The sequence below is a fragment of the Rhizobium aouanii genome (assembly GCF_037002925.1).
Lineage (GTDB): Bacteria > Pseudomonadota > Alphaproteobacteria > Rhizobiales > Rhizobiaceae > Rhizobium > Rhizobium aouanii.
Genome location: NZ_JBAMYD010000015.1, coordinates 162,837 through 181,422 on the forward strand (window position 1 = coordinate 162,837; position 18,586 = coordinate 181,422).

The 18,586-nt window shown below is 61.8% G+C and carries 15 protein-coding genes; 6 read left to right on the top strand and 9 right to left on the bottom strand.

What is annotated here, in order from left to right; all coding sequences use genetic code 11:
• Positions 1–29: 29 nt before the first annotated feature.
• The 7 genes from V8P77_RS25075 to V8P77_RS25105 form a co-directional block, all read right to left on the bottom strand.
• Entirely contained in the window at positions 30–362 is a 333-nt protein-coding gene (locus tag V8P77_RS25075; RefSeq protein ID WP_335914666.1) for an AtpZ/AtpI family protein, read from the bottom strand.
• Between the two features lie 271 nt (positions 363–633).
• The gene (locus V8P77_RS25080) at positions 634–1,845 is read right to left on the bottom strand and encodes a cell wall hydrolase (RefSeq protein ID WP_335914667.1); all 1,212 of its coding nucleotides are present in this window, start codon (positions 1,843–1,845) and stop codon (positions 634–636) included.
• A 355-nt stretch (positions 1,846–2,200) separates the two neighbouring features.
• Entirely contained in the window at positions 2,201–4,099 is a 1,899-nt protein-coding gene (locus V8P77_RS25085) for a potassium transporter Kup (RefSeq protein ID WP_335914668.1), read from the bottom strand.
• Between the two features lie 18 nt (positions 4,100–4,117).
• Positions 4,118–5,095, bottom strand: a complete 978-nt coding sequence (locus tag V8P77_RS25090; protein WP_335914669.1) for a magnesium transporter CorA family protein — start codon at positions 5,093–5,095, stop codon at positions 4,118–4,120.
• A gap of 449 nt (positions 5,096–5,544) precedes the next feature.
• Positions 5,545–6,714, bottom strand: a complete 1,170-nt coding sequence (locus tag V8P77_RS25095) for an Mrp/NBP35 family ATP-binding protein (protein ID WP_335914670.1) — start codon at positions 6,712–6,714, stop codon at positions 5,545–5,547.
• A gap of 638 nt (positions 6,715–7,352) precedes the next feature.
• Positions 7,353–8,087: a LuxR family transcriptional regulator gene (locus tag V8P77_RS25100; RefSeq protein ID WP_335914671.1), complete on the bottom strand. Its 735-nt coding sequence runs from the start codon at positions 8,085–8,087 to the stop codon at positions 7,353–7,355.
• A 252-nt stretch (positions 8,088–8,339) separates the two neighbouring features.
• A complete protein-coding gene (locus V8P77_RS25105; RefSeq protein ID WP_335914672.1) occupies positions 8,340–9,137 on the bottom strand; it encodes an IclR family transcriptional regulator in 798 nt (265 codons plus the stop codon).
• Between the two features lie 106 nt (positions 9,138–9,243).
• Here V8P77_RS25105 and V8P77_RS25110 point away from each other — a divergent pair, with 106 nt between their 5' ends.
• The 5 genes from V8P77_RS25110 to V8P77_RS25130 all read left to right on the top strand — a co-directional run bounded on the left by V8P77_RS25110 (position 9,244) and on the right by V8P77_RS25130 (position 13,292).
• The gene (locus tag V8P77_RS25110; protein ID WP_373694609.1) at positions 9,244–10,008 is read left to right on the top strand and encodes an SDR family NAD(P)-dependent oxidoreductase; all 765 of its coding nucleotides are present in this window, start codon (positions 9,244–9,246) and stop codon (positions 10,006–10,008) included.
• Positions 10,008–10,925, top strand: coding sequence for a 2-dehydro-3-deoxygalactonokinase (locus tag V8P77_RS25115; RefSeq protein WP_335914673.1), 918 nt, complete (start codon positions 10,008–10,010; stop codon positions 10,923–10,925). Before V8P77_RS25110 ends, V8P77_RS25115 begins: the two co-directional genes overlap by 1 nt.
• Before the next feature lie 13 nt (positions 10,926–10,938).
• The gene (locus V8P77_RS25120) at positions 10,939–11,580 is read left to right on the top strand and encodes a 2-dehydro-3-deoxy-6-phosphogalactonate aldolase (RefSeq protein ID WP_335914674.1); all 642 of its coding nucleotides are present in this window, start codon (positions 10,939–10,941) and stop codon (positions 11,578–11,580) included.
• A complete protein-coding gene (locus tag V8P77_RS25125) occupies positions 11,577–12,464 on the top strand; it encodes an SMP-30/gluconolactonase/LRE family protein (protein WP_335914675.1) in 888 nt (295 codons plus the stop codon). Before V8P77_RS25120 ends, V8P77_RS25125 begins: the two co-directional genes overlap by 4 nt.
• A 222-nt stretch (positions 12,465–12,686) precedes the next feature.
• Entirely contained in the window at positions 12,687–13,292 is a 606-nt protein-coding gene (locus V8P77_RS25130) for a PRC-barrel domain-containing protein (protein WP_335914676.1), read from the top strand.
• A 53-nt stretch (positions 13,293–13,345) separates the two neighbouring features.
• Here the strand turns inward: V8P77_RS25130 and V8P77_RS25135 are convergent, their stop codons facing one another.
• Positions 13,346–14,710: a putative bifunctional diguanylate cyclase/phosphodiesterase gene (locus V8P77_RS25135; RefSeq protein WP_072639516.1), complete on the bottom strand. Its 1,365-nt coding sequence runs from the start codon at positions 14,708–14,710 to the stop codon at positions 13,346–13,348.
• 153 nt (positions 14,711–14,863) lie between these two features.
• Positions 14,864–16,585: a response regulator gene (locus V8P77_RS25140; protein WP_335914677.1), complete on the bottom strand. Its 1,722-nt coding sequence runs from the start codon at positions 16,583–16,585 to the stop codon at positions 14,864–14,866.
• Positions 16,586–16,768: 183 nt separating this feature from the next.
• Here V8P77_RS25140 and mutL point away from each other — a divergent pair, with 183 nt between their 5' ends.
• Positions 16,769–18,571, top strand: a complete 1,803-nt coding sequence (gene mutL / locus V8P77_RS25145; RefSeq protein ID WP_335914678.1) for a DNA mismatch repair endonuclease MutL — start codon at positions 16,769–16,771, stop codon at positions 18,569–18,571.
• Positions 18,572–18,586: the final 15 nt, after the last annotated feature.

The following is an 18,586-nucleotide window of genomic DNA, read 5'->3' on the forward strand; positions in this document are numbered from 1 at the left end:
GGGTCATTGCACTGGACCGGAACCGGTCCTTATTTCTTGTCGTCATCCAGGGGATGGGCCACCACCCCCGCAGAACGCAGGACGTTCAGAACGCCGGCACAAAATCCGAGAAGCAGAAGAACAATCAAACCCCAAGGCGCCGTGCCAACAAAACGGTCGAGGACATAGCCAAGGACGGCACCGACGACGATTGCGGAAATGAACTCGCTGGAGAGCTTCATCGCCTGGGCATAACCTTTGCGGCTTACCTCGGCGCGGGCTTCCCTAGCCTCGTCCTGTCCCGTCTCGACGCGCTTGGTCGCGAGTTTCGCTTCCAATTGCGCACGGCGCTTCTCAAGACTTTCCTCGCGGTCATCCGCCATGGATCCCTCCTCGCCTGCCCGTCGCCCGCACTCCCGCTACCCCGGTCATTCGGACCCCGGACGCGAAGGTTGAGACCCTTCCGGCCCGTTCTGAAGTCGCGCGCAACATAGTTTTAGGGATTAGCATAGTCAAGGCGTAGACAGCTTCTGTCCAGCGAGAAAATAATTCCATCAAATCAAAGAGATAAATCGACTCCGGGTCGATCGCGCAAATTCGACGGAAAGAATCCGCTTTTCCGGGCCGGAAATCGGCTTGCCCTGGCGATTTATCTCAGCTCCAGCCGCCGCCATAGGTGCGATAGAACACATGAAGACCGATGCGGCCGACCTTTTCCATGGTCTTTGCCCATTTCGGTCTGACATAGACGGCATGATAGTGCGTCGCCGAACCCACCTGCGGCAGCCAGATCTTGCCTGATGTCACCGCCATCGCAACGTCGCGGGCGACTCGCCAGTGATATTCCGAGTTCACCCTGTCCTTGATGCTGTCGCAGGCGAAGGAAAACTGGCAGCGGTTGCGCCAATCCTCGTTCTGATAGACGACGCCGCAGATGGTCTTCGGATAGGAAGGGTTGCGGACGCGGTTGAGGATGACCTGGGCGACGGCCGCCTGGCCCTTCACCGATTCTCCCCGCGCCTCGAAATAGATGCCGGAGGCAAGGCACTGCTGTTCGCGGGCGGAAAAGACGCTCGGCGCCAGCACGCTTGCGGCCCAGGCATGATCGCGCGGGCCGATCTCCGGAACGAAGCGGCCGCTGTCCTGTTCGGTCAGGATAGAATCGAAGGGCGACTGGCGGGCATAGTCGGGTGTGGCCGGTGCATAGGCGGTGGCCAGAACATCGGCCTTGTTGCTGGTGACCAGGCTTGCGAGCATTGCCGGCACGCCATTATCGGTCACCGCAGGCTGCGTCTTATAGAAAGATGTGGCGATCTCGATTTCCTTGCCCTGGATCTTCGGCTTGACGAAAGCCGACCGGTCCTTGAGATCGAAGCTCGGGGTGAAGAGCATCTTGGTGCGCTCGAGGATGGAGCCGGCTGAAAAGTCCTTCGGCGGCTGCATCTTCTCGACGGCGACGACGCGGCCCTTCTTGGTGCCGCGGTTGACGCGATCCTCGTCCGGCGTGTCCTCGTGGCCTTTGTTCTTGGCAGTGAAGGCGACCTTGCGGCCGTCGGGCAGCACCATGCCGGCACCGGCGGAGATCGAACCGGTCACCGTCGGCTCGGGAAAGGCGAGTTCAGCCTGGTGGATGGAGCCGGCCGGCGAATTGGTCAGCACCATGCGCCAGTTCTCCCCCTCATGATCGAGGCCGGCGAGCATGGCGGCGAGATCGGCATGAGATGCGGCGCTCGGGAAAAACAGCCAGCCGGCGAGACCGAAGATTACGGGCGACACCCAATTCTCGGGAATAAGACGCAGCTTGCTACGGGAAGGGCTCTTTCGACGCAACACGGACTCCGGGCATGGAACGCGGGAACATTCCATTAAAAATCCCGCATTAACCTTGATGTCCGGTTAACAGGCCGTACCGAAATGTGACCGTGAGAAGTTTTGGATGTTCTAATGTGAGGGATAATTTCGTGGGATGAGGTGTGTCGCAGCTTTGTGAAAAGCCCCTCCCCAACCCCTCCCCACAAGGGGAGGGACTAATGTGCGGCGCTCGACGCAACAAACATCAGCCGTTCTGCGGATGAAGCGATGAAGTGGGAAGCGTCGGAGCGGCAAGTTAAGCCCCTCCCCCTTGTGGGGAGGGGTTTGGGGCGGGGTCTTTATCGCGAAGGCCGAAGTTCCCGAAACATCGCTGAGCTAGGGCCGAAGCAAGCGCCCCTCTTTCAACGCATCAAATTATAACGTGCGAGCCCAGTTCCACCACCCGGTTCGCCGGCAGGCGGAAGTAATCCGAGGGGTTGGCGGCGGCGTTGGCGAGCGCGATGTACAGCCGATCCTGCCAGTAGGGCATGCCAGATTTGGCGTCCGGCACCAGCTTGCGGCGGCCGAGATAGAAGGAGGTCGACATGATGTCGAACTTCAGTCCTGTCTTGCGCAATGTCGCCAAGGCCTGCGAGACGTTCTGCGATTCCATGAAGCCGAAGAGCAGCTCGACGCGGGAGAAGCGCTCGGAAATCTGCTCGACCCTGTAGCGGTCGTGGCTCGGCACGCGCGGTTTGTTGATCGTGCGGATCGTCAGTATGACGTTGCGGTCGTGAAGCACGTGGTTGTGCTTGAGATTGTGCAGCAAGGCAGCGGGCGCGGATTCCGGATCGCTGGTCAGGAAGATCGCGGTGCCCGGAACCTGGGCCGGCGAATGTTCGCTCTTGCGCTCGATCGAGCTGACGAAGGAGGCGAGCGGAATATCGGTGTGGCGGGTCTTTTCCATCAGGATCGCGGTGCCGCGACGCCAGGTCCACATGACGACGGTAAAGGCCGTGGCGATCAGGATCGGGATATAGCCGCCGTCGTGGATCTTCAAAAGATTGGCGCCGAGGAAGATCATTTCGAGCACGACCAGCGGCGCGAGCGCGATCACCGCAACCGGCAGCGACCAGTTCCAGCGGGCGCGGACGAATTCGAAAGCCATGATCGAGGTGACGACCATGGCGCCGGTGACGGAGATGCCGTAGGCGGTCGCCAGCGCGTCCGATGTCTTGAAACTCAGCACCAGGAAAATGACGCCGATGAACAGCACGGCGTTGACCGAAGGCACGAAGATCTGCCCGGTATTGGTTTCCGAGGTGAAGAGGATTTCCATGCGCGGCAGAAAGCCGAGGTTGATGCCCTGGCGCACCATCGAGAAGGCGCCGGTGATGACCGCCTGGCTGGCGATGATCGTCGCGGCGGTCGCGAGGATGACGACCGGCAGCAGCGCCCATTTCGGAAACATCAGATAGAAGGGATCGGACATCGTCATCGGATTGCCGAGAACGAGCGCCCCCTGCCCGAGATAGTTCAGCGTCAACGCCGGGAAAACCAGCAGGAACCAGGCCCACTGGATCGGGCGGCGGCCGAAATGGCCGAGATCGGCATAAAGCGCCTCGGCGCCCGTCACCGTCAGGAAGACGGCGCCAAGCACGACAATGCCGTAGAAGCCCTCATGCAGCAGGAAGGCGACGGCATAATAGGGATTGAAGGCGGCAAGGATGCCGTAATCATCCGAGATATGGGAAATGCCGGCGGCAGCCATGACGAGGAACCAGACGGCGGTGATCGGGCCGAAGAACTTCGCGACGGCGCCGGTGCCGCGCGATTGCACGACGAAGAGCAGCGCCAGGATCACCACCGAGATCGGCACGATATATTCAGAGAGCCTGGGTGTGACGAGCTTCAGACCCTCGACGGCCGACAGCACGGATAGAGCCGGCGTGATCATCGCGTCGCCGAGGAAGAGGGCCGCACCCATCAGGCCGAGCAACATCAGGATGGCGGTGTGGCCGTTGGCGGTCTTCATCAGCAAGGCAAGCAGCGACAGCGTGCCGCCCTCGCCGTCATTGTCGGCGCGCAACAGGAAGAGCACATATTTGATGGTGACGATGATCGTCAGAGCCCAGATCATCAGCGAAATCAGGCTGATGATCTCGAAACGGGTAACGCCGTCGTGGGCCACAGGCTTCAGCGCCTCGCGAAAGGCATAGAGCGGGCTGGTGCCGATATCGCCGTAGACGACACCGACGGAACCCAGCCCGAGATAGAACAGCTTTTTCGGCGTCATATGACGTTCGTTCGGATGGCTATCTTCGGACATGAAGTTTCAACAGGCTCCTCAGAGCCAGCCTTTCCAGCGGAAAAAGAAAAAGGGGATGACGGCGGATAACACCATCAGGGCCAGCGAATAGGGATAACCCGCTGCCCAGTTCAGCTCCGGCATGACCTGAAAGTTCATACCATAGATGGAGGCGACCAATGTCGGCGGCAAGAATACCACCGAGGCGATCGAGAAAATCTTGATGATCGAGTTCTGCTCGATGTTGATCAGGCCGAGCGAAGCGTCGAGCAGGAAGGTGATATTGCCTGCGACGAAGGAAGCATGTTCCGACAGCGACTGGATATCGCGCGAGACGGTGCGGCAGAGCTCCTTCGCCTCGCGGTCCTGCTGGATCGCCGGGACGGTGTGGAAGAAGGTCAGCAGGCGGGACAGCGAACCGAGACTGTCGCGCACCTTGCTGATCATTCGGTGATGGCCGGCGATATCGCGCAACTTCTCCTCGAGATAGTTCGAGGGCTTGCGCACCTTCCTTGCCCGGTCGCCGAAGACATGCATCGACAGGATGTCGAGGCGCGAGACGGAGATTTCGAGGATCTCGGCGGTGCGGTCGACGATCGTCTCCAAGAGCTTGGCAAGAAGGGCAGCGCCGCTGCGCCAGTTTTCCGGCAGCCGGTGGAGGGCGGCGATAAACAGCGCAAAGGATTTGGGATGGGCGTAGCGAATGGTGACCAGGCGATTTCCAGTCAGGATGAAGGCGACATCGGTCAGCGTCGGTACGTCGGTGTCAGCCTTCCAGAGCAGCGAGGCGGTCATGAAGACGGCCTCGTTTTCGACATAGAGACGGGCGGAAGGCTCGATATCCTTGAGGTCGTCGCGGGTCGGGACCTCGATGCCGAGAACCCTCTCGACATAGAGTTCCTCGTCGCGGGTCGGCTCGATCATGTCGATCCAGACGACATCCTCGGGAAAGGAGGCGGCATGCGACAGATCGCGGATCTCGACCGACCTGCAATTGGAACAGTAAGCGGTAATCACCGGTCGTCTCTCCGGCTGCATCCAACCTTAAAGGCCGGCATGCGCGTTGTGCTCAACCGCATCGCAGTTCCCAATCCTTCGATCGACAAGATAACTCCGAACTTGCAGGCGGGCCGGCCTCTTCGAAACGAAGACAGCCGTCACTGAGCATCTGCAGCAAAACGCCATCATGGCGCCGCGGCATATGAAGCAAAGCCGTGAAATAATCAAGACATCTTCCGTGAAGCGCGGCTTTTCACCACGTTTCCCCCACAATTTGGGGTATCCGCCGCGGTGATTCGGCGCCGTCTAAAGCGCAGCGCATCGCAGGTGATCCATGCGATGCGCTTCAGCTCTTTGTTTGTGTGCATGCCGTTATCCCGGAACCGCTTCACACTTCCGGGCGGCATGCATTTGTTGTGATGCATGCCTTTATCCCGGAACCGCTTCACACTTCCGGGCGGCATGCATTATTCGAAGACGATCGCCGGCGCCGGGCGCTGGGACTGGCCGGCGACCTGTTCCCAGACCTTGGCGGCGATGCCGCGATAGATGCCGGCGACGACGCCGTTCGGCTCGGAGGCGACGAGCGGCGTGCCGGCGTCGGAGGTTTCGCGGATGTTCATCGTCAGCGGCACTTCGCCGAGGAAGGGCACGCCGATGCGCTCGGCCTCCTTGCGGGCGCCGCCATGGCCGAAGATGTCGTAGCGGGTGCCGGTATCCGGGGCGATGAAATAGCTCATATTCTCGACGATGCCGAGCACCGGCACCTCGACCTTGCGGAACATGTTGAGGCCCTTGCGGGCATCGATCAGCGCCAGATCCTGCGGCGTCGAGACGATGACGGCGCCGGCAAGCGGCACCTGCTGGGCCATGGTCAATTGGGCGTCGCCGGTGCCGGGCGGCATGTCGACGACGAGAACGTCGAGTTCACCCCAGGCGACTTCGCGCAGCATCTGCAGCAGCGCCGACTGGACCATCGGCCCGCGCCAGATCATCGCCGTCTCCTCGTCGACAAGGAAACCCATCGACATGACCTTGAGGCCATAATTCTCCATCGGATTGATGATGCGGCCGTCGATCTGCGTCGGGCGGCCGGATATCTTCAAGAGCCGCGGCATCGAGGGACCATAAATATCAGCATCGAGAATGCCGACACGAAGGCCGTTGGCGAGCAGGCCGAGTGCGAGATTGACGGCGGTGGTCGACTTGCCGACCCCACCCTTGCCCGAGGCGACGGCGATGATGGCGCCGATGCCGGGCACACCGATCTTGCCGGCGCGCGGCGGCTGTTGAGGAGCGTGAGCGTGGCCCGCATGATCATGTTGGTGATCATGGCCGGCATGGCCGTGAGGCGGGTTCGGCCGGGCAGCCGGAGCGGCGGCGGCCTTCTTGTCGGCGGTCAGTGTGACGAGGGCACCCTTGACGCCCGGCATTTCCTTGATGACGCGCTCGGCGGCGAGCCGCATCGGCTCCAGCTCCCTGGCGCGGTCGGCCGGGACGGTGATGGAGAAATAAACCTTGCCGTCGGAGATGAAGACGTCGGAGACCATACCGAGCTCGACGATATCGTGCTCGAGATCGGGTCCACGCACGGTCTTCAGCGTTTCGAGAACCTGTTCCTTGGTGACGTCGGTCATTCCACCCTCACTGCTTCTTTTCAGACTACAGCGCCGCGCGTCTTTCAAGATGCGCAAAGGACGTTGTAGCACTTTGAATTGCTGCATGATTTCAGCCCCGATCGACTCCGATCGGGGCTGAAATCATGCAGTAGAGATAGTGGAGACGGAAGCCTTCGCCAAACAAAATCATCGGGAGGAAAGTCCGGCGCACCAAAAGAGCGCCGGGGAGAATTGGCAATCCGTTGCGGCCATCAAGTCCGCCGGGCTTTCGCCCTGATGGCCGCAACGGGTTCCCCGAGAACCGGCGCAATCCGGGGCGAACTAGAGCAAGCCGAAAAAAAGACCAGCGAAAAGTGAACGGGGAGACGAAATCGCAGGCAGCCGGGAAAGAAGCGGTGCCAAAACGCAACAACCGCCGCCGACACCGAAGAGCCGGGAGAAAAGCGGCAACGGCGTCGGACAGCGGTGTGTCGGCCGCGCCATTTCCTGGCGCTGGCCTCAAAGTCCCCTCTGGACCTCTCGCACAAGAGATGCAGAAAGCGTGCCAGATGGGAAATCAAGGAAAAGACTGCAAAAGCGCTTGCGACAGCCCCTCAACGGGAAAGACATGCCTATGCGCTGGGCGGCTTCGAAAGCAGTCGGTTGTTTTTTGCAACTTATTTGATCAGGCCGATGCGCAGCGCCTTGGCGACCGCCTGGGTGCGGTTGACCGTATCGAGCTTCTTGGTGGCGCGGTTGAGGTAGTGATTGACCGTATGCTCGGACAGGGTCAGGATTTCAGCGATTTCGGCACTGGTCTTACCGGCCGCCGTCCAGTTGAGGCAATCGATCTCGCGGTCGGTCAGTGTATCCGTCATGCGCGTATCGAGGTTGCGGATCTCGGCGAGCCTGTCGAAGACATGGATGGCGATGTAGCAGAGCTCGCGCATCTCGGCCGGGCTGAAGGGTTCGCGGTCGCCGGCGAAAGAGACGGCGCCGCGCAGGCCGGAGGGCTCATGCGTCGGGAAATAGGCGCAGCGCATCATCTTGAAACGTTCAAACAGGGAGGCGACGAGAATGGACTTGCCGTCGTCCCGCGACCAATTCTGCCGCGACATATCGTAGAAGAAGGGCCGCGCGGATGTTCTCAGCCGCCTGAGGACCGGACTGTTCACCATCAGGCCCTCCTGGTCGTAGAGGGCCAGAAGCTCGGCCGGCCAGCTGGTGATGACGGTGCTGCCCTGAAGATCGAGGGAAGTGATCGGTGGCAGGTTGAGAACCATGAAGGCACGGCTGCGATAGGCTTCCGTCACCCGTTTCATGAAACGGAAAATATCGAACTGGGTCTTCAGGCCCGCTATTTCCTGAACATAATCGTCTTCTTCCGTGGATGTTTGCGACAAGGGTGCCATCACATTTCTTCATCTTCGGCACAGCGGCCGGCAAACCGTTTGCGAAACCTGCCCGCCGCGGCCGGCTCGATTGCATCGGGAAAAGACGATCGCTGGTTGGAATCGGCTGCGGCGTTGAGCGTTCGGCCGGTGAATGGTTGTAGATTTCGCGGACCGTTCTAGTTGTGGTGATTCGCCGGAAAATCTCAATATCGCGCTTATCATAAGCATGCTCTGCGATTACGTCCAGCAGTGGCCGACGGCGATCTTCCGTCAGCGGCGCGGACCGAGACGGACGCGCATGCCTTCCATGATGCTCGCAGCCGCCAGTTGCACCGGAACGGACCATTGGTGCAGAAGTTCCATCGACAAGCGATAGGCCGGGCCGGTAATCGAAATGCCACCCATAAAGGTCCGATCCTCCGACCAGATGGGTGCGGCAACGCAGCGGATGCCGGCCTCATGCTCTTCGCGGTCGAAGGCATAGCCCTGATCGGCAATCTCGCGGATTTCGGCAAGCAGCGTTTTGGCAGAGACATGGGTCGAGGCGGTAAAGCTGGTGAAGCTCAGGCCGGCAAGCAGATCGACGAGGCTTTCGGCCGGCAGCAGCGAAAGGGCGGCCTTGCCGACGCCGGTGCAATAACAGGGCGAGGCATTGCCGATCTGCGAATACATGCGCACCGGCTGACGGCCTTCGACCTTATCGAGATAGATGATCGACTGCCCTCTCAGAACGCCGAGATGCACCGTCTCGCCGGTCGCCTGCTGCAGATCTCTAAGGTGCGGTTCGGCAATCAGGCGGAACTCGTTGCGCGCCCAGCTGCGCGCGGCGAAATCGAGCAGGCGCAGGCCGGGTGCATAACGGCCGTCGCCATCGAGCTCGAGCAGCCCCTCCTCGACCAGATGGGTGAGCTGGCGATGCAGCGTGCCGCGCGGCTGGCCGGCAAGGGCCAGGATATCGGTGAAACGCAGCGGCGCATCGGCATGGGTGACGAGATCGAGCAGAACCATCAGTTTGCCGAGCGTGCCGGTCTCGCGTGTCTGTGCCGTGCTTTCGCCGTTTGAATTCATCACCTTGTCCGCCCTTGACAGAAAGGGCAGTGTAATTCGATAATTCCATATAGTCAAATTAAGTTCCAAGTAATGGAACAACAGAGGTGGGGAGGCGACGGTGACCATGATGGCAGCACAATTTCCCGAATTCAAAGACCGACCCGTGCTGGTGACTGGCGGCGGATCGGGCATCGGTGCTGCGATCGTCGAAGGCTTCGCGCGCCAGGGCGCCAAGGTCTCGTTCATCGATATCGCCGAGATCGCGGGCCGCGAGCTTGCCGAAAGGCTGTCGCGGGACACGGCACATCCGGTCTCCTTTCACCATGCCGACCTGCGGGACATCGAGGCGATCCGGCGCACGGTCGATAACGTCATTGCCAATTCAGGACCGATCCGCGTGCTCGTCAACAATGCCGCCTGGGATGACCGCCATGAATTCGACGAGGTGACCGAGGCCTATTGGGACAACAACCAGGCGGTCAACCTCAAGCATGTGTTCTTCACCTCGCAGGCAGTCGTGCCGTCGATGCGGACGGCCGGCGGCGGAGCGATCATCAATATGTCGTCGATCGCCTTCAAGCTGAACATGGGCGGCTTTCCCGCCTATGCGGCAGCCAAGGCGGCGGTCGTCGGGCTGACGAAGAGCCTGGCGGGCAGGCTCGGGCCGGAGAACATCCGGGTCAACTGCATCCTGCCCGGCATGGTGGTCACCGAGCGGCAGATGCAGCACTGGCTCACCGAGGAGAGCATTGCGCGCTCGGTCGAGGACCAGTGCCTGAAGGTCGCGCTCAAGCCCGATGCGATCGTCGGTCCCTGCCTGTTTCTTGCATCCGACTGTGCGGCGGCGATGACCGCCCAGTCCCTGATTGTCGATGGAGGCGTTCTGTAATGACAAATCCCGCTTATGTCGCGGTGGACTGGGGCACCAGCAGTTTTCGGCTCTGGCTGATCGGCAGGGACGGCACCGTCCTTGCCGAACGCCGAAGCGGCGAAGGCATGACGAGCGCGGCAAAGACCGGCTTTTCTGCGGTGCTTGCCGGCCATCTCGCCGCCATCGAGGCGCCGGAAAACCTGCCAGCGATCGTCTGCGGCATGGCCGGCGCCAGGCAGGGCTGGGTCGAGGCCGGTTACATCGACGTGCCGGCGCCGCTCGCCTCGATCCTGACCGGGGCGGTCTCCGTGCCCGGCGAAAGCCGCGACATCCGCATCCTGCCGGGCCTTGCCCAGCGGGACATGGCGAGGCCCGACGTCATGCGCGGCGAGGAAACCCAGCTTCTCGGCGCGCTCGGCCGCGCAAGCTCAGGCGCGCAGGCGGTCTGCATGCCCGGCACGCATTCGAAATGGGTGCATGTGACGGACAGCAAGGTGACCGGCTTTTCGACCTTCATGACCGGCGAGCTTTTCGACGTCATCAGCAAACACACGATCCTTTCGCATGCCGTGGCCGGTGTGGAAGAGCAGCCGGCGGATGCGGCGGCCTTCGAGGCCGCGGTCTCGGCCGCTTTCGCAAGCCCGGCCCTTGCCTCCAACCTGCTCTTTGCCGCCCGTTCCGGCCAGCTCCTGCACGGGATTTCTGCCGCTGCCGCGCAAGCCCGGCTTTCCGGTACGCTGATCGGCCTCGAAATCGCCGGGGCGCTGCAGGATGCGGCAAACGGCACCACCATCACCCTCGTCGCCTCCGGGCGCCTGCAGGCGCTCTACGAACAGGCCTTTAGAACCCTCTCCCTTGCCTTCACCGCCATCGACGCCGACGCCGCCGTGCGCCGCGGGCTTTCGGCCGCCGCCGAAGCCATCTGGCCGAATTGAGAAAGCTGACACGATGAACCGTATTCCCTTCCCCGACATGAAGCGTCCGCTGATCGCCATCCTTCGCGGCATCCGGCCCGACGAGACCGAAAGCGTCGTCGGTGCTCTGATCGAAAACGGCCTGACGGCGATCGAGATCCCGCTCAACTCGCCGGAACCGTTCAAATCCATCGAAATCGCCGCGAAGATGGCGCCGGCCGAGGTGCTGATCGGCGCCGGTACAGTGCTGACCATCGAGGCGGTCGACAGCCTGCATGCAGCTGGCGGCAAGCTGCTGGTCACGCCGAATGTCGAGCCCGAGGTGATCATCCGGGCGCGCGAATACGGCATGGTGACGATGCCGGGCGTCTTTACGCCGACCGAGGCGCTGGCGGCTGCGCGCGCCGGCGCCACCGGTCTCAAATTCTTTCCGGCCAGTGTGCTCGGTCCTTCCGGCATCACGGCGATCCGGGCAATCCTGCCGCCGGAGCTGACGATTGCCGCCGTCGGCGGTGTGTCGGACAAGAATTTCGGCGATTACACCAAGGCCGGCATCTTCGCCTTCGGCCTCGGCACCAGCATCTACAAGCCGGGAATGACCGCATCAGAGGTTGCCGAGCGCGCCAAGGCGACCATTTACGCTTATGATGCAGCCATTGGGAGCGTGAACGTATGACCGATATTTATGAGTTCGAGGGCAAAACACTTTGCAATACCAATTCCGTCCTCGGCGAAGGCCCGACCTATGATCCGGACAGCAACACCGTCTGGTGGTTCAACATTCTCGGCAAGGAACTGCACGAGCTCAATCTTTCGACGAGCGAGAAAAAGGTGCACCCGCTGCCTGTAATGGCGAGCGTATTGGCCCGCATCGACGCCGGGCGGCAGCTGATCGCGACGGAGGAAGGGCTCTTCGTACGTGACGTGGCGAGCGGCAACCTCACCTTCTACGCAGCGCTTGAAAACGACAGGCCGGAAAACCGTTCGAACGACGGCCGCACCCACCCTTCCGGTGCGCTCTGGATCGGCACGATGAGCAAACGGGCGGAAAATCAGGCCGGCGCCATCTATCATGTCGCGGGCGGCAAGGTGACGAAGATCTTCAACGGCATCAGCATTCCGAATTCGATCTGCTTCTCGCCTGATGGCACGATCGGCTATTATACGGATTCCCGCATCAACCGGCTGATGCGCGTCATGGTCGATCCGTTGACCGGCCTGCCCTCGGGCGAGCCGATCGTGCTGGTCGATAGCATGAACGAGCCCGGCGACATCGACGGTTCGGTGGTCGATGCCGACGGTTATATCTGGAATGCACGCTGGGGTGCGGGTGTCGTCGACCGCTATAATCCCGATGGCCTGCGCATCTCGCGCTACACGGTTCCCGCCGTTCAGCCCTCCTGCCCCGCCTTCATCGGCGTCAATGCCGACCGCCTGGCTGTGACGACCGCCTGGGAAGGGCTCGACGAAGACGCCCGTTCGGCGCAGCCGAGCGCCGGCGCGCTTCTGGAACTCGGCATCGACGTCAAAGGCGTGTTCGATCCCGTCTATGTGATCTGACACGGCGGGATCTGAGTCCATCAGAGGCGCTCCCGACCCGGGCGCCTTTTTCTCGTTTCAGCAGCGGTTCTTCGATAAATGTTCCGTGAAAATCGAGAAATTTTCCGTGTCTTCAACCGGAACCAATCGGCCCACCAGTCATTTTCCTTTCGAACCGGCGCGGCAATCACACAGACGTTGCCGGGTCAGCGATTACTCCAGGGAAGTGAAGGTAGGTTCGAAATGACACGCAAACTCTTGACGACCGTTGCCGCTGGCGCACTGTTTGCCACGGCTTTCGCACCGGCGGCATTCTCGCAGACGGCGCCGCAGCCGGCGGATCCCGCCGCTCCGACCCAGACGGCTCCCGCCGATCCGGCAGCACCGAAGCCGATGACGCCTGATGTCACCAAGCCCGCCGGCGATGCCGCACAGGCTCCTGCCCCGGCACCGACGGCAGATACGGCTGATGCCAGCTATCTGACGGAACAGTCTCCGGACCAGGTGAGCGCCAACACCTATATCGGCCAGTCGGTCTATAACGCCAACAATGAAAGCATCGGCAGCGTCAACGACTTGATTCTCAAGAAGGACGGCGGCATGGTTGCCGCAATCGTTGGCGTCGGCGGCTTCCTCGGGATCGGCGAAAAGAACGTCGCCGTGCCGATGGAAAAGATCACCGTCGCGCAGAATACCCAGGACGGCAGCGTCAAGCTGACGACCAGCGAAACGGCTGAATCGCTGAAGGCCGCACCTGAGTTCAAGACGCTGGCAATGCTGGCGGCCGAAAAGGCTCCGGCTGCGACCGGTACCGATACCACGGCGACTGGCTCGACCACGCCCAAGTAATCCGTGCGCGGTAGTATAGCGTAGGCGATGGCGCTCCCAGGGGCGCCATCGTTTTATGCGCTGACACGCTCCGCCATGGTTGGATCGTAGTAGTTTTCGTGCAGGAAGCGCAGCGTGGCGATACCGTCGGCCGGACGGCCGAAGTGATAGCCCTGGCCCATGCCGCAGCCGAGTGCGCGCAATTTCACCGCCTCGGCATAATCCTCGATGCCTTCCGCTACGACTTCCAGCTCCAAGCCCTCGCACATGGTGAGGATCGCCTTGATGATGTGTTCGGAGGCGCGATCGGAATTGATGCGCGAGACGAAGGCGCGGTCGATCTTGATCTTGTCGAAGATGAAGTCGCGCAGGCGCCCGAGGCTCGATTGGCCGGTGCCGAAATCGTCGAGCGAGATGCGTACACCGGCGGCGCGCAGATCGGCGATGATGCGGTGAGCGGTATCGGCCGAACTCATCACCGCCGTCTCGGTGATCTCCAGCTCCAGGCGATGCGGATCGAAGCCGACGCGCCCGAGGATCGACAGGACGCTGCTGCTCGTGCCCGGATCCATCAGCTGGGCCGAGGAAAGATTGAATGACAGGAAGAGTTCGCGCGGCCAAGAGAGCGCTGCCTCGGCGGCTTTGCGCAGCAGCGCCTCCGACAGTGCGTCGATGAAGCCGCGCTCCTCGGCCAGCGGCACGAAGACGCCGGGCGACACGAAGCCGAGATCGGGATCGTTCCAGCGGGCGAGCGCCTCGAAGCCGACGACCTGATTGTTGGACAGCGAGACGATCGGCTGGAAATGCACGTCGATCGCATCGGAGATGATGGCGTTTCTGAGCGCCTGCTCCAGCTGGGTCGCGCGCTTCATTTCCTGGGCGATCTCGCGCGAATAGACGGTGATCTGGCCGCGGCCGCGGCGCTTGGAACGGTAGAGGGCGGTTTCGGCGCTCTTCAGCAACTCCTCACAATCCTCTCCGGCGAAGGGATAGATGGAAAAGCCGAGGGAGGCGGAAAGACGGACATTGCGGTCGCCGAGGTCATAAGGCGCCGACAGCACCTCGCGGATCATCTGGCCGAATTTCTCGGCACTCGCCCGCTCGAAGATCAACGGCAGCACGAAGGCGAATTCGTCGCCATCGTGGCGGGTGACCAGCGCGCCGTCAGGAATGCAGGCTCTGAGACGATGGGCGACCTGACAGAGGATTTCATCGCCGGCTGTCGAGCCGAACAGATCGTTGATCGGCTTGAAACTGTCGAGGTTGACGATGCCGATGGTGAAGGGGGCCGGATCGCTGGCGCGCTCAGCGGAGATCTGCAAGACCTTGTCCCGCATGCGATTGCGGTTGCCCAATCCGGTCAGCGGATCGGTATAGGCCATCGCCTGAAGCTCATTCTGACCGACGGTCAAGAAAGCTATGTCTGCCGATTTCATCATCCAAACCCGAGCTTTCCTCCGGAGCCATGCAGAAGAATGACCGGCAGGTCTTAACAATTCGATAGTAAATCAGCGGCATAGCCGCCTGAACCTCCCTAAAATCTGGGGAGTTGACGGGTATTTTGGCGCCTGCACACTTTTGCGCGACATGCTTCAGTTTTGGGCCCGCATGGCCTCGTTCATTAGATATTTCTGAAATACAGTCTCCAGCATGTCAGGGCTGACGGGTTTCATGATGACGTCGTCCATGCCTGATTTGACGCATTCGGCGCGGTCACGCTCGAATGCCTGGGTGAGCACGCCGATGATCGGGGTACGGGTGCCGCCGCCGGTTTCCTCCATCTGCCGGATGAGGCGCGCGGCCTCGAAGCCGTTGAAGCCCGGCAGGGAAATATCCATCAGCACGATCTGCGGCCGGTGCTCGGCCCAGAGGCGCACGGCCTCGTCGCCGGTCGCCGCAAGCATGTGGCGATAACCGAGACCTTCGAGGATCTGCGAAAAGACGATCTGATTGATATCATTGTCTTCGGCGACGAGAACCTGCAGGCCGACCGGATCGTCGGAAATGCTGATTTCCCAATCGGCATCCGAACCGGCGGCGCTGCGGCTGTTGCGATTGAAATGGCGGGCGATCTGGAAGGTGAGCTCGTTGGCGATCTGGAAACCGTCCATGACGAGCGCCGGGATGCCGTATTGCTCGGCAAGCTCGAGGCAGCGCATGCCCATCTGGTTGTCGATGATCAAAAGATCGAGGGAGATGCCGGAGGAGGTGGCGATTTCCAGGAACCGCTCCTCTTCATCCTCGCCGCGGACCGAGCAGGATTCGAAGCCGTATTTCGTCAGCGTCCGCAGCGCGGCGGTCTCGGCTGCAAGGTCGGCAGTGACGACGAGGATCTTGCGACCGGAGAAATTCTCCGGAACGATCGCTTCCATCGCCGCCGGTTCGCGCCGTGCGATGCCGGTTGGTACCGGCACATAGGCCCGTCGATAGCTTTGATTGCTGGAGGCGGTAATCGCGGACGCTTGGCCGAACTCGTCGAGATCGGCGCCGTCGCGCGGCAGGTCCTGCATGGTCGACACCAGGAAATAGCGGCCAGGCTTGCCGATGCGGTGCTTGCGGCTGACGATATCGCGCTCGATGCCGTCGCGGGAGATCTGCCGCTGGCGGGAGACGGACATCTCGCCGGTCTCCAGCACATGGCGGTCGCTTTCTTCGAAGCGCTTGGCGATCTCTTCTGAAAAAAGATCGCCGCTCTTGCGCCCGAGCACCTCGTCGGCGCTTGTCTGATATTTCTCGCAGAAGGCGAGGTTGACCGCGACATAGGTGAGGTTGCGATCCTTGACGAACAGCGGGAACGGCAGGTTGTCGAGAATGTCCTCGGTGAGTTGCACCCGCTCCAGATCGGAGCGCCACTGTTCTTCGCGCTTCTTGCTCTCGGAAATGTCGGAAATGATGGTCACGCCGTAACCGCCGGGCAGCCTGCGCTTGACAAAGCGGACCCAGCTATCGGCACCGTGGCGCTCGACGGCGTCGAAGCGCTCGCGCCAATGCGAGGCGATTTTTTGCGACAGCCAGTCTTCGCGGCTCAGCGAGCCACCCTGCTTGACATCATACTGCTGGCGAATGCCGGTGTCGTACATCGCGCCGAGGAAATCGCGAAGCCGCGTGCCCGGCTTCAGCATCTCGGCCGGCAGCGGAAAGAAATCGAGAGTCTGGCGGCTTGCAAAGATCAGATGATCGTTCTTGTCGTAGATAATGAAGGCTGCGGAAAGGCTGTCGCACACCACATCGAAAAGCGCCGTCTGCAGATCGGCCTCGGCGGGAGCCCCATCGATTTCTGATGATGTGTCCGCCTTTTCGAAGCCGGCACTCATTCTGTTGCGTCCCACATCTGTTCGATTTCGCAGCTTCCGGAGGTATGTGATTAGAAATGCCATTTTTATGTTAAAACCGGCTTAACATTACCTATTCCCAAATTTGGTGGAGGACCGGATCACGTTTCGGGAAAGCGCTTGGAAAGCCCTTCCCTCCGGCCCGCGAATCCCCGAAAATAGCCCATGGCCATCAGACAGCTTTCCGAAACGCTAATCAACCAGATCGCCGCCGGCGAAGTCATCGAACGGCCGGCGAGCGCTGCCAAGGAACTGATCGAAAACGCGCTCGACGCGGGCGCGACGCGCATCGAAATCGCCACGTCAGGCGGCGGCAAGGCGCTGCTGCGTGTCAGCGACAACGGCTCGGGAATGGACGCGGCCGATCTGGAACTGGCGGTCAGGCGCCACTGCACCTCGAAGATCTCAGAGACGCTCGAAGATATCCGCACGCTCGGCTTCCGCGGCGAGGCGCTGCCCTCGATCGGCTCGGTCGCGAGGCTCAGCATCGCAAGCCGCAGACGCGACAGCGCCGGCGGCCACGAGATCGCCGTAGCCGGCGGCAAGATCGCGCATCTGCGCCCAGCCGCCGCCAATCCCGGGACGATCGTCGAAGTGCGCGACCTGTTCTTCGCCACACCCGCCCGGCTCAAATTCCTGAAGACGGAAAAGGCCGAGGCCGGCGCCATCACCGAGATCGTCAAGCGCATGGCGATCGCCTTTCCCGCCGTCCGCTTCGTGCTGTCGGGCTCGGACCGCACGACACTGGAATTTCCAGCGACCGGTGACGATCATCTGGGGCGCATGGCGCAGGTGCTCGGCAAGGAGTTCCGCGACAACGCCATTGCGCTCGACGCGGTGCGCGAAGAGATCGCGCTCACCGGCTTTGCCGGCGTGCCGACCTTCAATCGCGGCAACTCCGCCCATCAATATGCCTTCGTCAACGGCCGGCCGGTGCAGGACAAGCTGATCCTCTCGGCGATCCGTGGCGCCTATGCCGAGACGATCCCTTCCGGACGCCATCCGGTGGCGGTGCTGTCGATCACGCTTGATCCGGCCCTCGTCGACGTCAACGTGCATCCGGCAAAATCCGACGTGCGGTTCCGCGACCCGGGCCTGGTGCGCGGCCTGATCGTCGGCGCCATCCGCGAGGCCTTAGCGCGCGACGGCAGCCGGGCGGCAACGACCGGCGCGAGCGACATGTTGCGTTCCTTCCGCCCCGGCTTCCAGCCGAATAGCCAGCGACCGCAAACGGCATGGTCGGCCGAAACCTCGCCCTCCCGGCCCTATCAGCCAACAACGGGTTTCGGCGAGCGGCCCCAGGCATCCTTCGACGGACTTTCGATGCCGACGGCGCGGGCCGAGCCGCAGTTTTCGCCGCAGCCGGCAGCGCCCGAACCACACGCGCGGTATCCGCTCGGCGCGGCACGGGCGCAGATCCACGCAAACTACATCGTCGCCCAGACCGAGGACGGGCTCGTCATCGTCGACCAGCATGCCGCACATGAGCGGCTGGTCTTCGAAGCGATGCGCAAGGCGCTGCATTCGAAGCGGCTGGCCTCGCAGGTGCTGCTCATCCCCGAGATCATCGACATTCCGGAAGAGGATTGCGACCGGCTGATGCAGCATGCGGCCGAGCTTTCCGAACTCGGCCTGGCGATCGAGCGTTTCGGCGCCGGGGCGATTGCCGTGCGCGAAACGCCGGCGATGCTCGGCGAGGTCGATGCGCATGGGCTGATCCGCCAGCTTGCCGACGAGATCGCCGAATGGGACACGGCGTCCGGCCTGTCGGCCAAGCTCGAATATGTGGCGGCGACCATGGCCTGCCACGGGTCGGTGCGCTCCGGACGGCGGCTGCGGCCGGAGGAAATGAACGCTCTGCTCCGGGAGATGGAAGTGACGCCCGGCTCCGGCCAGTGCAATCACGGCCGGCCGACCTATATCGAATTGAAGCTTAGCGATATCGAGCGGCTTTTCGGAAGAAGCTAAAAAAGCTGGAAAAGC